The sequence below is a fragment of the Pseudomonas sp. BF-RE-25 genome, assembly GCF_019956105.1.
Taxonomy (GTDB): Bacteria; Pseudomonadota; Gammaproteobacteria; order Pseudomonadales; family Pseudomonadaceae; genus Aquipseudomonas; species Aquipseudomonas migulae.
Genome location: NZ_JAHBDB010000003.1, coordinates 24,923 through 41,878 on the forward strand (window position 1 = coordinate 24,923; position 16,956 = coordinate 41,878).

20 protein-coding genes are annotated in these 16,956 nt (G+C 59.6%); 14 read left to right on the forward strand and 6 right to left on the reverse strand.

The annotated features are described in order from the left end of the window. Positions 1-43: 43 nt before the first annotated feature. Positions 44-499: a flavodoxin gene (locus KGB24_RS01385; protein ID WP_223415042.1), complete on the reverse strand. Its 456-nt coding sequence runs from the start codon at positions 497-499 to the stop codon at positions 44-46. Between the two features lie 143 nt (positions 500-642). On the opposite strand from KGB24_RS01385, the gene KGB24_RS01390 reads away from it, so the two are divergent. Next, entirely contained in the window at positions 643-1,119 is a 477-nt protein-coding gene (locus KGB24_RS01390) for a PAS domain-containing protein (protein ID WP_008026981.1), read from the forward strand. 54 nt (positions 1,120-1,173) lie between these two features. Continuing rightward, on the forward strand, positions 1,174-1,779 hold the full coding sequence (locus KGB24_RS01395; protein WP_008026978.1) for a hypothetical protein: 606 nt from the start codon (positions 1,174-1,176) through the stop codon (positions 1,777-1,779). Between the two features lies 1 nt (position 1,780). Here KGB24_RS01395 and KGB24_RS01400 read toward each other — a convergent pair whose 3' ends face one another. Continuing rightward, positions 1,781-2,740 carry a MerR family transcriptional regulator gene (locus KGB24_RS01400; protein WP_223415040.1) on the reverse strand — a complete coding sequence of 320 codons (960 nt, stop codon included), beginning with the start codon at positions 2,738-2,740 and terminating at the stop codon, positions 1,781-1,783. A gap of 211 nt (positions 2,741-2,951) precedes the next feature. Between KGB24_RS01400 and KGB24_RS01405 the strand changes: the two genes are divergently transcribed. From KGB24_RS01405 to KGB24_RS01435, 7 genes are all read left to right on the forward strand, one after another. Continuing rightward, positions 2,952-3,521, forward strand: a complete 570-nt coding sequence (locus KGB24_RS01405) for an antibiotic biosynthesis monooxygenase (RefSeq protein WP_223415038.1) — start codon at positions 2,952-2,954, stop codon at positions 3,519-3,521. Between the two features lie 159 nt (positions 3,522-3,680). After that, positions 3,681-4,391 (forward strand): dihydromonapterin reductase, encoded by a 711-nt coding sequence (folM, locus tag KGB24_RS01410; RefSeq protein ID WP_223415036.1) that lies wholly within the window; start codon positions 3,681-3,683, stop codon positions 4,389-4,391. Between the two features lie 21 nt (positions 4,392-4,412). After that, a complete protein-coding gene (gene folE, locus KGB24_RS01415; RefSeq protein ID WP_008026971.1) occupies positions 4,413-4,988 on the forward strand; it encodes a GTP cyclohydrolase I FolE in 576 nt (191 codons plus the stop codon). A 2-nt stretch (positions 4,989-4,990) separates the two neighbouring features. Beyond that, positions 4,991-5,362: a dihydroneopterin triphosphate 2'-epimerase gene (folX, locus tag KGB24_RS01420; RefSeq protein ID WP_008026970.1), complete on the forward strand. Its 372-nt coding sequence runs from the start codon at positions 4,991-4,993 to the stop codon at positions 5,360-5,362. A gap of 68 nt (positions 5,363-5,430) precedes the next feature. Further along, positions 5,431-5,727: a DUF1244 domain-containing protein gene (locus tag KGB24_RS01425; RefSeq protein WP_008026968.1), complete on the forward strand. Its 297-nt coding sequence runs from the start codon at positions 5,431-5,433 to the stop codon at positions 5,725-5,727. After that, entirely contained in the window at positions 5,720-6,058 is a 339-nt protein-coding gene (locus KGB24_RS01430; RefSeq protein ID WP_223415034.1) for a HopJ type III effector protein, read from the forward strand. The genes KGB24_RS01425 and KGB24_RS01430 overlap by 8 nt, the downstream gene beginning before the upstream one ends. Before the next feature lie 255 nt (positions 6,059-6,313). Next, positions 6,314-7,564 carry an aspartate aminotransferase family protein gene (locus KGB24_RS01435; RefSeq protein ID WP_223415032.1) on the forward strand — a complete coding sequence of 417 codons (1,251 nt, stop codon included), beginning with the start codon at positions 6,314-6,316 and terminating at the stop codon, positions 7,562-7,564. A 186-nt stretch (positions 7,565-7,750) separates the two neighbouring features. On the opposite strand, the gene trxB is transcribed toward KGB24_RS01435, so the two are convergent. After that, positions 7,751-8,713, reverse strand: a complete 963-nt coding sequence (gene trxB / locus KGB24_RS01440; RefSeq protein ID WP_008026963.1) for a thioredoxin-disulfide reductase — start codon at positions 8,711-8,713, stop codon at positions 7,751-7,753. Positions 8,714-9,028: 315 nt separating this feature from the next. Between trxB and cysZ the strand changes: the two genes are divergently transcribed. After that, entirely contained in the window at positions 9,029-9,781 is a 753-nt protein-coding gene (gene cysZ, locus KGB24_RS01445) for a sulfate transporter CysZ (RefSeq protein ID WP_223415030.1), read from the forward strand. A 40-nt stretch (positions 9,782-9,821) separates the two neighbouring features. Continuing rightward, the gene (locus KGB24_RS01450) at positions 9,822-11,021 is read left to right on the forward strand and encodes a glycosyltransferase family 4 protein (protein WP_008026959.1); all 1,200 of its coding nucleotides are present in this window, start codon (positions 9,822-9,824) and stop codon (positions 11,019-11,021) included. 117 nt (positions 11,022-11,138) lie between these two features. On the opposite strand, the gene KGB24_RS01455 is transcribed toward KGB24_RS01450, so the two are convergent. The 3 genes from KGB24_RS01455 to KGB24_RS01465 form a co-directional block, all read right to left on the reverse strand. After that, on the reverse strand, positions 11,139-12,242 hold the full coding sequence (locus KGB24_RS01455) for an NADH:flavin oxidoreductase (protein WP_008026958.1): 1,104 nt from the start codon (positions 12,240-12,242) through the stop codon (positions 11,139-11,141). 216 nt (positions 12,243-12,458) lie between these two features. Next, entirely contained in the window at positions 12,459-12,941 is a 483-nt protein-coding gene (locus KGB24_RS01460; protein ID WP_008026956.1) for a glutathione peroxidase, read from the reverse strand. A 122-nt stretch (positions 12,942-13,063) separates the two neighbouring features. Further along, positions 13,064-13,549, reverse strand: coding sequence for a peptidylprolyl isomerase (locus KGB24_RS01465; protein ID WP_008026954.1), 486 nt, complete (start codon positions 13,547-13,549; stop codon positions 13,064-13,066). Between KGB24_RS01465 and KGB24_RS01470 the strand changes: the two genes are divergently transcribed. The 3 genes from KGB24_RS01470 to KGB24_RS01480 are packed head-to-tail and all read left to right on the forward strand — an operon-like array spanning position 13,518 to position 16,919. Then, complete coding sequence (locus KGB24_RS01470; RefSeq protein WP_081500182.1) at positions 13,518-13,856, forward strand: DUF3565 domain-containing protein; 339 nt, start codon at positions 13,518-13,520, stop codon at positions 13,854-13,856. The genes KGB24_RS01465 and KGB24_RS01470 overlap by 32 nt on opposite strands. Positions 13,857-13,916: 60 nt before the next feature. Next, complete coding sequence (gene pta, locus KGB24_RS01475) at positions 13,917-16,016, forward strand: phosphate acetyltransferase (protein WP_008026952.1); 2,100 nt, start codon at positions 13,917-13,919, stop codon at positions 16,014-16,016. Beyond that, entirely contained in the window at positions 16,017-16,919 is a 903-nt protein-coding gene (locus KGB24_RS01480; RefSeq protein WP_223415028.1) for an acyltransferase, read from the forward strand. The last annotated feature ends 37 nt before the right edge of the window (positions 16,920-16,956 follow it).

A 16,956-nucleotide genomic window follows, 5' to 3' on the forward strand; every position in this document is an offset into this window, starting at 1 on the left:
GAAGCGGCACAATCCTGGCTCGCCTTGCGGCACGAATGGCCACTCAGCCCTGCAGAGCGGTGACGAGTTCCGCCAGCCAGGGTTCGGCATCGGTTTCCGGGGTGACGCTTTCGCTGGCATCCAGGCGCAGCATTGGCAGCACTTCGCGGATGCCCAGTTCGCCGAACAGCTCGCGCATCAGTTCACCGCCGCCACAGAACGTATCGCCGTAGCTCGCATCGCCCAGGCCGATCACCGCGCCCGGCAAACCACGCCAGGCGGCCGGCAATTGGTCACGAATGGCGAAATACAACGGTTGCAGGTTGTCCGGCAGTTCGCCCATGCCCGTGGTCGAAGTCACTGCCAGAAAGGCTTGCGGGCCAAACGCCTGTACATCGGCAAGGCTTGCGCGCGGGTTGTGAAAGGTTTCGAAGCCCGCGGCTTTCAAAATATTCGCAGCGTGGCGAGCGACTTCTTCAGCCGTGCCGTACACCGAGCCCGAAAAGATGGCGACTTTCATCAATCTGATCCTGAAGCTGAGTAAAAAGATGAGGGATATTAACAGCCACAGCAAAAAAGCTGCGATTAGCTCTCATTAAGCATTGAAGGCCGCTAGAGTTCTTTTAGAATGCTGCGCTCAATCAATCTGGAAAGGATTCTCCGATGATCAACGCACAATTGCTGCAAATGGTGATTAACGCGTCCAACGACGGCATCGTGATTGCCGAAAAAGAAGGTGAACACGACAACATCCTGATTTACGTCAACCCTGCATTTGAACGGCTGACCGGTTACACCAGCGAAGAAATCCTCTACCAGGATTGCCGCTTTCTGCAATCAGGTGACCGCGACCAGGAAGCGCTGCCCTTGATTCGCAATGCGTTGAGCAGTGGCGGCTCCTGCCGGGAAATCCTGCGAAACTACCGCAAGGACGGCACGCCCTTCTGGAATGAGCTGTCGCTTTCGACGGTGAAAAACCCGAGTGACGGTCAGACGTATTTTGTCGGCGTGCAAAAGGACGTCACCGTGCAGGTCAAGGCGCAGCAGCGGGTAGCGCAGCTTGAAGCGCAAGTGGCAGAGCTTCAGGCCGAGCTCGCCGCGCTCAAACCGACGAACGGCGCAAACAAAACCGATAATTGATTGTCATTAACTACAATCACCGATGACTTTGTTACTTTTCCTTTCGAGCCAATCATGCAGCGCGACGCACTCCTGACCCAGGATGAGCTGGATTTTATCCAGACCATGCAACACAACCCGCAACTCAATGTGCGGGATGCGACGTCGAGTCTGCTTGTAAATGGTGGTTCGCAAATTCGTGACTTGCTCACGCGCCTTGCTGCTCATGAGCAAGTCACGATCCAGGCCAACTTCGAAAATCAGCAAATGACCTTCCCGCTGCACCTGGTGGAAGACGAATTTCACGCGCTGCATTTACGTCTCGGCGTTCCCAGCATTTATGAAGACGGACCGCTGGTCCGGCCATGGCGCCTGGTCCTCGAAGAACCGGTCGCCCTGGAGAATGCCGTCGGCCAACCCGGCACGATGTGGGTGCATGAAGTGTCGTTCAAAGGGGTTTTGCTGGAAGTTCGCAACAAGACCAAACCGCCCAAGCATTTCGCGTTGTGGTTCAGCCCGTCAGGCTACGAACGTATAGCGTTGCGCGGCACCTTCGAGAGAGAAACCGAGAACGGCTTCTATGCCTATCAGTTGAGTCAGAGCGACAAGGATGAAACCGAGCGCCTGCGCCAGTACATTCTTCAGCAGCATCGACTGACCCATCCGACCCTGCATCTGTGATTCAGGTGTCCAGGTTGCCTGCCAGGAACTGTTTCAGGCGCTGACGCATCACCACTCCTTCGTTACCCAGGCAGCCAATGGACGATCCGTCCAGGCTCTCCTGCGCCAGTTCCGACGCGTCACCGGCCAGCATCAACTGGCAATCCAGGCTCATCGCCAGACGATTCAAACGTCGCGGTAAATCACTGGTCGGCGCGTGATTGGAAAACAGCACCAACGCCTGGGGCTTGACCCTTTCGCAGACCAGCGCCAGCTCATCGAAGGGCTGACCGATCGCCAGCAATTGAATGGCCGAATCGACACTGCTCAAAAACAACGCCGTGACCAACAGTTCGAGTTCGCGACATTGTTCGTTCAGGGGACAGACAATCACCCGTCGTGGCTGCATGACGCGCACCAGCAGCAGCCGCTGTAATACCCGTGAACGCAAAAAACCGTCCAAGAATAGCCACTCGCTGGCTTGGCCGAACACTTCCTGACGTTGCAGGAATTGCTTCCAGAGTGGCATCAGAATGTCCTGAAACGCCACGGTCAGGGGGTAACTGGAAAAGATCTGCCCATAGACCTGCTCCAGCTGCACCTCATCGAACACGCTCACCGCCGCTTTGACTTGTTCCTGCCACTGCGCGTAGTCAGCCTGCACCAGTTCGTTGGGGATGATGTGGGACAACGCTTGAAGCGGGGCAGTCTTGGCCAGTATCTTGCCGACCTTGCTGACGGCGACGCCACGTTCGATCCAGCCCAGGATGCTGCGGACCCGCTCGATATCGGTCATTGCGTACAAGCGATGCCCGCTTTCGGTGCGCATTGGCTGAATCAGACCATAACGTCGCTCCCACGCCCGCAAGGTGACCGGGTTGACGCCCGTCAGCCTTGACACTTCACGGATCGGAAACAGTTCTTCCTTTTCTATGGAAAGAGCACGCGGCAAACCAGCGACATCTTCGGTCAAGACAGGCATAGGGCAGTCAACGTCCGCGCATAAATTGGATCCCATTCTACCTCTCTTGCCCCATCAGCATTCAATACCTTGATGGACGACGATTGTCGCGGCCATAACCTGTAGAATCCGGAATAATCCTTGCTTGTTCCAAGTCGCAGCCCATCACCCCGGCGCTGCGCCTGGCGAAACTCCTATCCGGAGTAACGCGATTGTCATCCGGAGATACAAAATGTCTACCTCCCCCGTCACGCTGATGGTTGCGCGCCGCGTCGCCGATGGGCGTTATCAGGACCTGATGGCCTGGTTGCGCGAAGGCGAACAACTGGCCACCGACTTCCAGGGTTATCTCGGCTCAGGCGTGCTCGCCCCGCCGCCCGACGATGACGAATTCCAGATCATTTTCCGCTTCGCCAACGCGCAGACCATGCACGCCTGGGAGCATTCGGCTTCGCGTACCGCCTGGCTCGCGCGCGGCAGCGACTTGTTTGCGCATAAGACAGAACATCGCGTGAGCGGCATCGAAGGCTGGTTCGGCGCAGCCGGCGCGCGTCCGCCACGCTGGAAACAGGCCGTGGCGATCTGGCTGGCGTTTTTTCCGGTGTCGTTGCTGTTCAACTTCGTGCTCGGGCCGTTGCTCGGCGAAATGAGCCTGCTGCCTCGGGTGTTCATCAGCACGCTGTGTCTGACGCCGTTGATGGTCTATTTCTTTATTCCGCTGTCGACCCGTTTGTTGGCAGGTTGGTTGAACAGCGCGCCAACACGGCGATTGCCTGTTGAACCCACCACCCAGAATCACTGACCGCCACCTGTAGGAGCAAGGCTTGCCCGCGAAGAACGATTACGCGGTTGAATGCCTGGACCGCGTCATCGTTCTTCGCGGGCAAGCCTCGCTCCTACAAAAGCCACCTCACGGCTCGTCGCTGGTATAGTTTTGCTCTTACCGCGACGCGAGCCGTTCATGACCTCTTCATCCGCCCCGATCCTCATCACCGGTGCCGGCCAGCGTGTCGGCCTGCACTGCGCGCAGCGATTGCTCGAAGACGGCCATGCGCTGATCTTCAGCTATCGTACTGAACGCCCAGGCGTACAGGCATTGCGTGATCTGGGGGCGACGGCAATCCTCGCCGACTTTTCCAGCGAGGGCGGGATTCTCGCCTTCATCAGCGAACTGAAAACCCACACCGACTGCCTGCGGGCGATCATCCATAACGCATCCGAATGGCTGGCCGAAACGCCGGACACCGACGCCGCAGCGTTTACCCGCATGTTCAGCGTGCACATGCTGGCGCCCTACCTGATCAACCTGCACTGTGCCGACTTGTTGCAACGCTCGACCCCGGCGGACATCGTGCACATCAGCGATGACGTCACGCGCAAGGGCAGCAGCAAGCACATCGGCTACTGCGCCAGCAAAGCCGGGCTCGACAGCCTGACCCTGTCCTTCGCGGCGAAGTACGCGCCGCACATCAAGGTCAACGGCATCGCGCCCGCCCTGCTACTGTTCAACCCTGACGACGACGCGGCGTACCGCGCCAAGGCTCTGGCCAAATCCGCATTGGGTATCGAACCCGGTAGCGACGTGATCTACCAAAGCCTGCGTTATTTGCTCGACAACCCTTATGTCACCGGCACGACCCTGACCGTCAACGGCGGACGGCACCTCAAGTAAGGTGCCCCGCGAGGATATTTCATGACGTTATCCCGGCCCCAGAACGCCCTGTCCCAGAACTACCGCGAAATCCTCATCGGCCTCGGTGAAAATCCCGATCGCGAAGGCCTGCTCGATACGCCGGCGCGCGCAGCCAAAGCCATGCAGTACCTGTGTCATGGTTACGAGCAATGTGTCGAAGAAATCGTCAACGGCGCGTTGTTCGCCTCCGACAACGATGAAATGATCATTGTCGACAACATCGAGCTGTATTCACTCTGCGAACATCACCTGCTGCCCTTCATCGGCAAGGCGCATGTGGCTTATATTCCAACGGGTAAAGTGCTGGGCCTGTCGAAGATTGCGCGGCTGGTGGACATGTTTGCGCGTCGCCTGCAAATCCAGGAAAACCTCACCCGGCAAATCGCCGACGCGGTGCAACAAGTGACCGGTGCCGCCGGTGTCGCGGTGGTCATCGAGGCACAGCACATGTGCATGATGATGCGCGGCGTCGAGAAACAGAATTCGACCATGAACACCTCGGTGATGCTCGGCGCCTTCCGCGAGTCGAGCAACACCCGCCAGGAGTTCCTGCAATTGATTGGACGGAGCAAGTAGCAATGCCACAACTTCAACCAGGAATGGCACGCATCCGGGTCAAGGACCTGTGCCTGCGGACGTTCATCGGGATCAACGAGGATGAAATCCTCAACAAGCAGGACGTGCTGATCAACCTGACGATCCTGTATGCAGCCCAGGAAGCGGTGCGTGACAACGACATCGATCACGCGCTGAATTACCGGACCATCACCAAAGCGATCATCGCTCACGTGGAAGGCAATCGCTTTGCCCTGCTCGAACGCCTGACCCAGGAAATTCTCGATCTGGTCATGGCCAATGAGTCGGTGCTGTACGCCGAGGTCGAAGTCGACAAGCCCCACGCCCTGCGTTTCGCCGAGTCAGTGTCGATCACCCTGGCCGCGAGCCGCTGACCGCGTCTGGCGCATTGCTCGCCAGACTTTTATTATCTCGCGCACGACTGAACAGCACAGAGCCCATCATGACTGACCAACAACGCCTCGAACTTGAAGCCGCCGCCTTCCGCCGGCTGGTCGCGCACCTGGACAGCCGCAAGGATGTGCAGAACATCGACCTGATGAACCTCTCGGGTTTCTGCCGCAACTGCCTGTCCAAATGGTACAAGGCCGCGGCTGACGAACGTCAGATCGAGGTCAGCCTCGACGACGCCCGTGAAGTCGTCTACGGCATGCCGTACGCCGAGTGGAAAGCCCAATATCAGCAAGAAGCCAGCGCCGAGCAACAAGCGGCGTTCGCCAAAGGAAAACCCAATGAGTGATTTGAACACCCTGCGCGCCAGCCTCAAGAGCGGCGAACACGTTTTTGCCGACACCCTGGCCTTCATCGCCGCCGGTTATGACTACCAGCCACAGCCGTTCAACAACGGCGGCGTGGAAAACGCCGCCGGGCAAAACGAAGGTTCGTGCAAGACCCTGGGCCTGGCGCTGCTGGAAGGGTTGAGCGATGAAGAAGCGCTGTTGGCATTCGGCGAGCATTACCGCTCCGTCGTAGCCACGCCTGACGGCAGCGATCACGGCAACATCCGCGCGTTGATTGCCCATGGATTGGCCGGTGTGAAGTTCACCCAGCAACCCCTGACCCGCCGCTGATTTCTGAGCAACACCTCCCACTGTAGGAGCCGGCTTGCTGGCGATGGCGTCCTCAATGTCGATGCAAGACTTAAGGGCCCCATCGCCAGCAAGCCGGCTCCTACAATGGTTTTGCGTTGTTTCGAAAAAATTTGCACAACGCTCAAACCACATCCCGACTTTTAAGATTGACCCGGCAACTTTATTTCGTTTGCCGGGCAGCACTGCTCACGGCTTAGATAAAAAGAAGCATCCCTTCTTCAGAGTCGGTCATCCATGAGCAGCGAAACCATCAGCCGGTCGATCAACATCGTGCACCCTGTCACGCTCAGCCACGGCAAAAACGCCGAGGTCTGGGACACCGAGGGCAAACGCTACATCGACTTTGTCGGCGGCATCGGCGTGTTGAACCTCGGCCATTGCCACCCGCGCATCGTCGAGGCCATTCGCGAACAAGCCACCCGGTTGACGCATTACGCGTTCAACGCCGCCCCGCACGTGCCTTACCTCGAACTCATGGAGCGTCTGGCCGCGTTCATCCCGGTGGATTACCCGGTCAGCGGCATGCTCACCAACAGCGGTGCGGAAGCGGCGGAAAACGCCCTGAAAATCGTCCGGGGCGCGACCGGTCGCACGGCCGTCATCGCTTTCGACGGCGCCTTCCACGGACGCACCCTCGCCACCCTCAACCTCAATGGCAAAGTCGCGCCTTACAAACAGAAGGTCGGCGTGTTGCCCGGTCCGGTGTTCCACTTGCCCTACCCGAGCAAGGACAACGGCGTGACCTGCGCCGAAGCGTTGAAGGCGATGGATCGGCTGTTCAGCGTCGAGATCGATGTCGACGACGTGGCGTGCTTTATCGTCGAGCCTGTGCAGGGTGAAGCCGGTTTCCTGGCGATGGATGTCGAGTTCGCTCAGGCCTTGCGCAAGTTCTGTGATGAAAAGAACATCCTGCTGATCGCCGATGAAATTCAGTCCGGCTTCGGCCGCACCGGCCAGCGGTTTGCGTTCTCGCGACTGGGCATCGAGCCGGACCTGATCCTGCTGGCCAAGAGCATTGCCGGCGGTATGCCGCTGGGAGCGGTGGTCGGGCGCAAGTCGTTGCTCGACACTTTGCCCAAGGGCGGACTGGGCGGCACTTATTCGGGCAATCCGATCGCCTGCGCCGCTGCGTTGGCGACGCTGGATGAAATGACCGATGCCAACCTGCACGCCTGGGGTTCGCAACAGGAAGAAGCGATCGTCAGCCGCTACGAAGCCTGGCGCGCCAACAAGGTTTCCCCTTATCTCGGACGCCTGACCGGTGTCGGCGCCATGCGCGGCATCGAACTGGCCAACGCCGACGGCACACCCGCCCCGGCGCAACTGACGCAACTGTTGGCCCTGGCCCGTGAAGCGGGGTTGCTGCTGATGCCTAGCGGCAAGTCGCGGCACATCATCCGGCTGCTGGCGCCGTTGACCACCGAGCCCGCCGTGCTGGAAGAAGGCCTCGACATCCTGGAAGCGTGCCTGAAAAAGCTGACCTGATCACTGAACCCATGTGGGAGCGAGCCTGCTCGCGATGGAAGACAGGGCACCGCGTGGCGTCAGGTTGCCAGCGTTATCGTTGACGTCCTTCGCGAGCAGGCTCGCTCCCACAATGAAATGTGATCAGCCATGGAATCGTGGACAAAAAAAAACCGGCCGAAGCCGGTTTTTTTCATTTCAACAGAATCAGAACGAAGCGTTCTGCAGACCGTCGAGGTAACGCTCGGTGTCCAGTGCCGCCATGCAACCAGCGCCGGCCGAGGTGATCGCTTGACGGTAAACGTGGTCAGCCACGTCACCGGCAGCAAAGATGCCTTCAACGTTGGTCGCGGTCGCATTGCCTTCACGGCCGCCGTGCACCACCAGGTAACCGTCTTTCAACGTCAGCTGGCCTTCGAACAACGAAGTGTTCGGGGTGTGGCCGATGGCGATGAACACGCCGTCGACTTTCAGCTCGTCGAAGCTGCCGTCGTTGTTCTTCAGGCGAGCACCGGTCACGCCCATGTTGTCGCCCAGGACTTCGTCCAGGTTCGAGTTCAACTTCAGGATGATCTTGCCTTCGGCAACGCGAGCGTTGAGCTTGTCGATCAGGATCTTCTCGGCGCGGAAGGTTTCGCGACGGTGGATCAGGGTCACGGTGCTGGCGATGTTGGCCAGGTACAGGGCTTCTTCGACAGCGGTGTTACCGCCACCGACCACGGCCACTGGCTTGTTGCGGTAGAAGAAACCGTCGCAGGTCGCGCAGGCCGAAACGCCTTTGCCCATGAACGCTTCTTCCGATGGCAGGCCCAGGTAACGAGCGCTGGCGCCGGTGGCGATGATCAGGGCGTCGCAGGTGTAAGTCGCGCTGTCGCCGGTCAGGGTGTAAGGCTTGGCGGCGAAGTCCACGGCATTGATGTGATCGAAAACGATCTCGGTTTCAAAGCGCTCGGCGTGCTCACGCATCCGCTCCATCAACGCCGGGCCGGTCAGACCGTGGACATCGCCAGGCCAGTTGTCGACTTCGGTGGTGGTGGTCAGTTGACCGCCGGCCTGCATGCCGGTGATCAGCAGTGGCTTGAGGTTGGCACGGGCGGCATACACCGCGGCGCTGTAACCGGCAGGGCCGGAACCGAGAATAATCACTCGCGAATGACGGACTTCAGACATGACCTGCTCCTGTTGACCGGCCCGGAATACCTGGCGCGGAACGCCGGATTGCCGGCGGGAATAAAAAAGGACCGTTGAAAGCACTTGGGGAAGGCTTGAACTCGACAGTCCTGTAAAAAGATTGGGTGCAGCGTATCGAGGGGGCGAAGATTAAGGAAATACGGTTTAACAATCCAGCTCATAGGCGGTCTCTATCCGGTTACCGCTTATATATAGGCGCCTTTGTTACAGTTGATGTCGATGCTGCGACCGCGCTTTCGCCCGTCAGGCAAAGCCGGTAAGGTCGGCGCGTTTCCCCTCTGCTCGGAGCACGATATGCCTGCCCCTGTTCTGTCCGGCCCGCAATACCTGCGCGAAGGCCTCAAGCTGGTCCTGAGCCCCAGCCTGCGTTTGTTCGTGTTGCTGCCGCTGGCAATCAATCTGGTGCTGTTCGTCGGATTGATTTATCTGGCCGGCCATCAATTCAGTCTGTGGGTCGATACGCTGATGCCGTCCCTGCCCGACTGGCTGAGTTTTCTCAGTTACATCCTCTGGCCGATTTTCGTGGTGCTGGTGGTGTTGATGGTGTTCTTCACCTTCACCATGCTCGCCAACGTCATCGCTGCGCCGTTCAACGGTTTTCTCGCGGAGAAAGTCGAAGTGGTGGTGCGCGGCACCGACGACTTCCCGGCTTTCAGCTGGAGTGAACTGATCGCCATGATCCCGCGCACCCTCGCCCGGGAAATGCGCAAACTCGGCTACTTCCTGCCGCGGGCGATCGGGCTGTTCATCCTCTCGTTCATCCCGGTGGTGAACATCATCGCCGCGCCGCTGTGGCTACTGTTCGGCGTATGGATGATGGCGATCCAGTACATCGACTACCCGGCGGACAACCACAAGCTGGGCTGGAACGAGATGCTCGCCTGGCTGCGCGAGAAGCGCTGGCAGAGCATGAGTTTCGGCGGGAGTGTTTACCTGGTGCTGCTGATTCCGGTGGTCAATATTCTGATGATGCCGGCTGCAGTGGCCGGGGCAACCCTGTTCTGGGTGCGCGAACGCGGTGCCGAGAATCTGGTGACGCAACGCTAAGCCAGTCACAAATCCATCATCAAAACGCCACAACGACGACATGGCCTCAGCCGACACTGAGGTCATGACGACAGCTCTGCATATCACCCTGATTACCGAAACCTTCCCTCCCGAAATCAACGGCGTGGCCAATACCCTTGGCCGCTTGTGCGACGGTTTGCGCGCGCGTGGACACCAGGTTGAACTGGTGCGGCCACGCCAGGGTTGTGATCAACAACTGGGCAGCGACGATGAATTGCTGCTGTGCCGGGGCTGGCCGCTGCCGGGGTATCCGGGTTTGCAATGGGGTCAGTCGTCGATGCACAAGCTGCTGCGACGCTGGAAGCGCCAGCGCCCGGACGTGCTGTACATCGCCACGGAAGGACCGCTGGGCCTGTCCGCATTGCGCGCAGCACGGCGTCTGGGGATTTCGGTGGTCAGCGGTTTTCACACCAACTTCCAGCAGTACTCCAATCAGTACGGGCTCGGTTTACTCACGCGCCTGCTGACCCACTACCTGCGCTGGTTTCACAATCGCTCGACCCTGACGCTGGTGCCGAGTGTCAGCCAGCGGCTGGAGCTGGAGCGTCGGCATTTCGAGCGGCTGGCATTGCTGTCCCGCGGGGTCGACAGTCAGTTGTTCCACCCAACCAAACGGCTGCAATCGTTGCGTGAGCAATGGGGCTTGGGCGAGAAGGACATCGCAGTCATCCATGTAGGACGCCTGGCACCGGAGAAAAACCTTGGTTTGCTCAAGCGTTGTTTCGATACGTTGAAAGCGACTTATCCACAGCGAATCCTAAAGCTGATCATCGTCGGTGACGGTCCGCAACGAGTGGCGCTGGAACAGGAACTGCCCGAAGCGATTTTCTGTGGCACTCAGCGCGGCGAGGCCCTGGCCAGCCACTATGCGTCAGGGGATGTGTTTTTGTTTCCGAGCATGACCGAAACGTTCGGCAATGTGGTGCTTGAGGCACTAGCGTCAGGGTTGGGCGTGGTGGCCTACGATCAGGCTGCGGCGGCTCAGCATATTCGCCATGGCTACAACGGCGTGCTGGCGATGCCGGGAGATGAGGAAGCGTTCAGCGATGCCGCGGCTTGGCTGCTGGAGAAGCACGAGAACTTGCGATGCGTAAGGCTGAATGCGCGCCAGCATGCGAGTCGGCAGGGTTGGGCAGCGATTATCGAGCAGTTCGAGGGGCAGTTGCGGGGGGCTTGTGTCGGGGAGTTGGTGGTGCCGAATGCACCGACCGTCCCCTGAATCTTCGGTGATTTTCAGTCAGCCATCGCGAGCAGGCTCGCTCCTACAGTGGTTGTGTGTCGTGCACAAAACCTGTGGGAGCGAGCCTGCTCGCGATGGCGTCAGCGCAGTCGCCGCTTAAACCAGCGTCATCAACGCCTCACGGCTGAACGGCAGGATGTCTCCCTCACGCCCGTCACGCACTTTCTGCGCCCAGTCCGGGTCCACCAACAGCGCACGCCCCACCGCCACCAGATCGAATTCGTCATTGTTCAAACGCTCCAGCAGTTTTTCCAGACTGGCCGGCTGCGCGATCTTGTCGGTGTTGACCATGAATTGCAGGAACTCGCCATCCAGGCCGACGCTGCCCACGGTGATGGTCGGCTTGCCGGTCAGTTTACGCGTCCAGCCTGCCAGGTTCAGCTCGGAACCGTCGAACTCCGGCTCCCAGAAACGGCGCGTCGAGCAGTGGAAAATGTCCACGCCTGCGTCGGACAACGGCTTGAGAAACTCGCCCAGCGCTTCCGGAGTTTGTACCAGACGCGCGGTGTAATCCTGCTGCTTCCACTGAGAGAAACGGAAGATGATCGGGAAGCCTTCACCGACTGCCGCACGCACCGCCTGAATCAGCTCAATGGCGAAACGCGAACGGTTCGCCAGGTCACCACCGTATTCATCGGTGCGCTGATTGCTGCCTTCCCAGAAGAACTGGTCCACCAGATAGCCATGGGCGCCGTGGATTTCCACGCCGTCCATGCCGATGCTTTGCGCGTCTTTGGCAGCTTGAGCGAACGCGGCGATCACGTCCTGGATATCCTGTTTAGTCATGCCGTGAACCACGACCTGACCATCCTTCAGTTTTTCCGACGGACCGTAACCCGGCACGCTGGCGTCAGGCTCGGTGCCGATGCGACGCACGCTGCCGACATGCCAAAGCTGCGGAACGATCTTGCCGCCTTCGGCATGCACCGCGTCGACAACTTTCTTCCAGCCGGCCAGCGCGGCTTCACCGTAGAAATGCGGCACGTTCGGGTAGCCGTTGGAGGCCTTGTGGCCGACGGTGGTGCCTTCGGTGATGATCAAGCCTACGCCTGCAGCGGCGCGACGACGGTAGTACTCGATCACTTTGGAATTGGGTACGCCACCCGGCGAAAACGAGCGGGTCATCGGCGCCATGACGACACGGGTCGGCAGTTCGAGGGTGCCGAGGTGGAACGGTTTGAACAGGGCTTTGACAGGCATGGGACGCTCCACGGGAATAGACTTTATGACGGCGATAATATGGAGAGTCCCACGCGATGAACAGCACTATTCATTGCAGTGATTAAGATCCAAAAGTCACACGAAACTGTAGGAGCAAGCTTGCTCGCGATGGTCGTCAACGATGACGCTGGGGCCCTGACAGCCCGCGGCGTTCTCCAGTCCATCGCGAGCAAGCTCGCTCCTACAGGGGAGGTGTCAGCTCAGGGCTTTTTCGATTGCCTGAATGACAGTGGGATCATCCGGCGCCGTACGCGGTGAGAACCGTGCCAGTACACGACCGTCCTTGCCGAGCAGGAATTTTTCGAAATTCCAGGTGATATCACCCGGAAATTCAGCCCCCTCGCCCGCCAGCAGGCGGTACAACTGATGACGCTCATGACCGTTGACTTCCAGCTTGCTGGACAACGGGAAGGTCACGCCATAGTTGAGGCTGCAGAACTCCTGGATCTCTTTCTCGGTGCCCGGCTCCTGCCCGGCAAACTGGTTGCACGGCAGGCCCAGCACGCTGAAGCCCTTGCCTTTGTACTGTTGATAGAGGTTTTCCAGCGCCGCGTACTGTGGGGTCAAGCCACATTTGGAGGCAACGTTGACCACCAGCACGACGTTCCCCTTGAAGGGCGCCAGCGGAAGCTCCTGACCATCCAGGGCTGTCAATTTAAGGTCGTGAAAAGCACTCATGACGTACTCCAGATTCCCGTGTTCTTCTCGAAACAGCCTCTTGGTGAGGCCACCAAGGACAGCCGCGGACTAAAAAGGCGCCCTCGGGCGCCTCTCCAGTTCTCTGAGCTTAGCGCAGAAAATCAGTGGTGATGGCCACCTTCGCCATGGACGTGACCATGAGCGATTTCTTCCTGGCTGGCGTCACGGATGGCGATGATCTTGACCTGGAAGTTCAGGCGCTGACCGGCCAACGGGTGGTTGCCGTCGACGGTGACATCGTCGCCGTCCAGATCGCGAATGGTCACGATCTGCATTTGGCCGTCTGGTGCGGAAGCGTGGAACTGCATGCCCACTTCCAGCTCGTCGACGCCTTCGAACATGCTGCGGCTCAAGGTGCTGACCAGTTCGGCAGCGTATTCGCCGTAAGCGTCTTCAGGTTCAACGGCCACGGTCAGCTCGTCGCCGACTGCTTTGCCTTCCAGAGCCTTTTCCAGGCCCGGAATGATGTTACCTGCGCCTTGCAGGTAGACCAGCGGCGCGCCGCCGGCGGAGCTGTCGATGACCTCACCAGCGTCGTTGGTCAGGGTATAGTCGATGGAGACAGCCTTATTGGCGGCGATCAGCATGGGGCGAGACCTTTTGCATAAGAATTTAGAAAGGCCAAGTTTAGCGAAGCAATCGTCCGAAAGCGAACACAACCCGGACAGACGGAATGCGGCGCCAGGCTCGACGGTCACAGGTTTTCATCAGGACGAGGACGGGCATTGGGTGGCCGAGCTGTCCTGTGGCCACACGCAGCACCTGCGCCACCAGCCGCCGTGGCAATCGCGCGCCTGGGTCATGGACCCGGCGCAACGTATTGAAAAAATAGGCCAGCCCTTTGAATGCGGTTGGTGCGCACAAGGCTCGGTTAGCGATAACCTTGGCGACTGAATTTCGGTAGATCGTCAGCTATAGATGATCACCTTTGTCATGCTCCCTTAGAGAATCCGCATGCAAACTTTTTTTATCGCGCCCACCGATTTTGGTGTGGGTCTGACCTCCATCAGCCTCGGGCTGGTGCGCACCCTCGAGCGGGCCGGCCTCAAAGTCGGCTTTTTCAAACCGATTGCCCAGCCGCATCCGGGTGATACCGGGCCGGAGCGCTCCACCGAACTGGTGGCGCGAACCCACGGTTTGAAACCGCCGCAACCGCTGGGCCTGGCGCACGTCGAGCGCATGCTCGGCGACGGCCAGCTCGATGAGTTGCTCGAAGAAATCATCACGCTCTATCAGCAAGCAGCCATCGGCAAGGACGTGCTGATCGTCGAAGGCATGGTCCCGACCCGCAGCGCCAGTTACGCCGCGCGGGTCAATCTGCATTTGGCCAAGAGTCTGGATGCCGACGTGATTCTGGTTTCGGCACCGGAAAACGAGGTGCTGACTGAGCTCTCCGGTCGCGTGGAGTTGCAGGCGCAATTGTTCGGCGGGCCGAAAGACCCGAAAGTCCTCGGCGTGATCCTCAACAAGGTCAAGACCGACGAGAGCATGGAGGCCTTCGCCTCGCGCCTCAAGGAGCATTCGCCGTTGCTGCGCAGCGGTGATTTCCGCTTGCTCGGTTGCATCCCGTACCAGCCGGAACTGAACGCGCCGCGCACCCGCGACGTGGCCGATCTGATGGGCGCGCAAATCCTCAATGCCGGCGACTACGAAACCCGGCGCATGACCAAAATCATCATTTGTGCGCGCACCATGCGCAACACCGTGGAGCTGCTCAAGCCCGGCGTGCTGGTGGTGACGCCCGGTGATCGCGACGACATCATCCTCGCCGTCAGCCTCGCTGCCATGAACGGTGTGCCGCTGGCCGGCCTGCTGCTGACCAGCGACACCCTGCCCGACCCGCGCATCATGGACCTGTGCCGTGGCGCCTTGCAGGCCGGCTTGCCGGTGTTGTCGGTGAGCACCGGCTCCTACGACACCGCGAACCAGCTGAACGGTTTGAACAAGGAAATCCCGATCGACGACCGCGAGCGTGCGGAGATCATCACCGACTTCGTCGCCAGCCACCTCGACGCCAACTGGCTGCACCAGCGTTGCGGCACGCCACGGGAAATGCGCCTGTCGCCTGCGGTGTTCCGTTATCAATTGATCCAGCGCGCCCAGGCCGCCAACAAACGCATCGTGCTGCCCGAAGGCAGTGAGCCGCTGACCGTGCAAGCCGCGGCAATCTGCCAGGCGCGCGGCATTGCCCGTTGCGTGTTGCTGGCGAAACCGGCGGATGTCGAAGCCGTGGCGCGTGCCCACGATATCGAGCTGCCGCCAGGCCTGGAGATTCTTGATCCGGACCTGATTCGCGAACGCTACGTCGAGCCGATGGTTGCGCTGCGCAAGACCAAAAGCCTCAACGCGCCGATGGCCGAGCAGCAACTGGAAGACACCGTGGTGATCGGCACGATGATGCTGGCGCTGGATGAAGTCGACGGCCTGGTGTCCGGTGTCATTCACTCCACCGCCAACACCATCCGCCCGGCCTTGCAGTTGATCAAGACCGCGCCGGGCTGCACCCTGGTGTCGTCGGTGTTCTTCATGCTGTTTCCCGAAGAGGTGCTGGTCTACGGCGACTGCGTGATGAACCCGCACCCGAGCGCCACGGAACTGGCCGAGATCGCCCTGCAAAGTGCGGACTCGGCAGCAGCGTTCGGCATTACGCCGCGCGTGGCGATGATCAGCTACTCCAGCGGTGAATCGGCCAGCGGCGAAGAGGTCGAGAAGGTCCGCGAGGCGACGTTGCTCGCCCACGAACAACAACATTCGCTGCTGATCGACGGCCCGTTGCAGTACGACGCCGCCGCCAACGAAACCGTTGCCCGGCAACTGGCGCCGAACAGTCAGGTCGCCGGTCGCGCCACGGTGTTCGTGTTCCCCGACCTGAATACCGGCAATACCACGCACAAAGCCGTGCAGCGCAGCGCCGACTGCGTCAGCCTCGGCCCGATGCTGCAAGGCCTGCGCAAACCGGTGAACGACCTGCCGCGTGGCGCGCAAGTCGACGACATCGTGTACACCATCGCGTTGACCGCGATTCAAGCTGCCAACCGACCTCTGGATGTTTAAATGCTGGATTTCCTGCCTGCCGCCGCTCGCGGCGTGATTGCATCGTTGTTGCTGGCACTGAATACGATTCTGCTCTGCTCGTTTCTGTTCTGCGTGGCGATTTTCAAGGTGTTGCCGTTCGCCCTCACCCAGCGGTTCACCCGCTGGCTGATGAACCATACCCATGAAGCCTGGATCAGCAACAACAAGGCCTGGATGAACCTGGTCCGCCGCACCCGCTGGCACCTCAGCGGCCTTGAAGGGCTGGACTATCAGCACTCGTACCTGATCACCAGCAACCACCAGAGCTGGGTCGACATCATGGTGTTGCAGTACGTGCTCAACCGTCGTATCCAGCCGCTGAAGTTCTTTCTCAAGCAAGAGCTGATCTGGGTGCCGGTGATTGGCCTGGCCTGGTGGACACTGGGCTTTCCGTTCATGAAGCGCTATTCCAAGGCTTACCTGGAAAAGCACCCGGAGAAGAAAGGCAAAGACCTGGAAACCACGCGCAAGACCTGCGCGAAGTTTCGTGATAACCCGGTGGGGATTTTCAATTTCGTCGAAGGCACGCGCTTCACCGAAGGCAAGCATGCGCAGCAGAAATCCCCGTTCAAGTACCTGCTCAAACCCAAGGCCGGTGGCATTGCGTTTGTGCTGGACGCCATGGGTGAGCAGTTGGAGTCGATCGTCAACGTGACGATTCACTATCCGGGCGGGCGTCCGGGGTATTGGGATCTGTTATGCGGGAACGTTGAAGATGTTGTGGTGCACTTTCAGGAGTTGAAGATTCCGCCGCAGTTTATTGGCAAGAACTACGACCAGGATGGGGAGTATCGGTTGCAGTTTCAGGGGTGGATCAATCAGCTTTGGTTAGACAAGGATGCGTTGTTGACGCAGATGCATCGCGAGTATCCCGGGAAGTAATCTAACGTCTGCACCGGCCTCATCGCGAGCAGGCTCA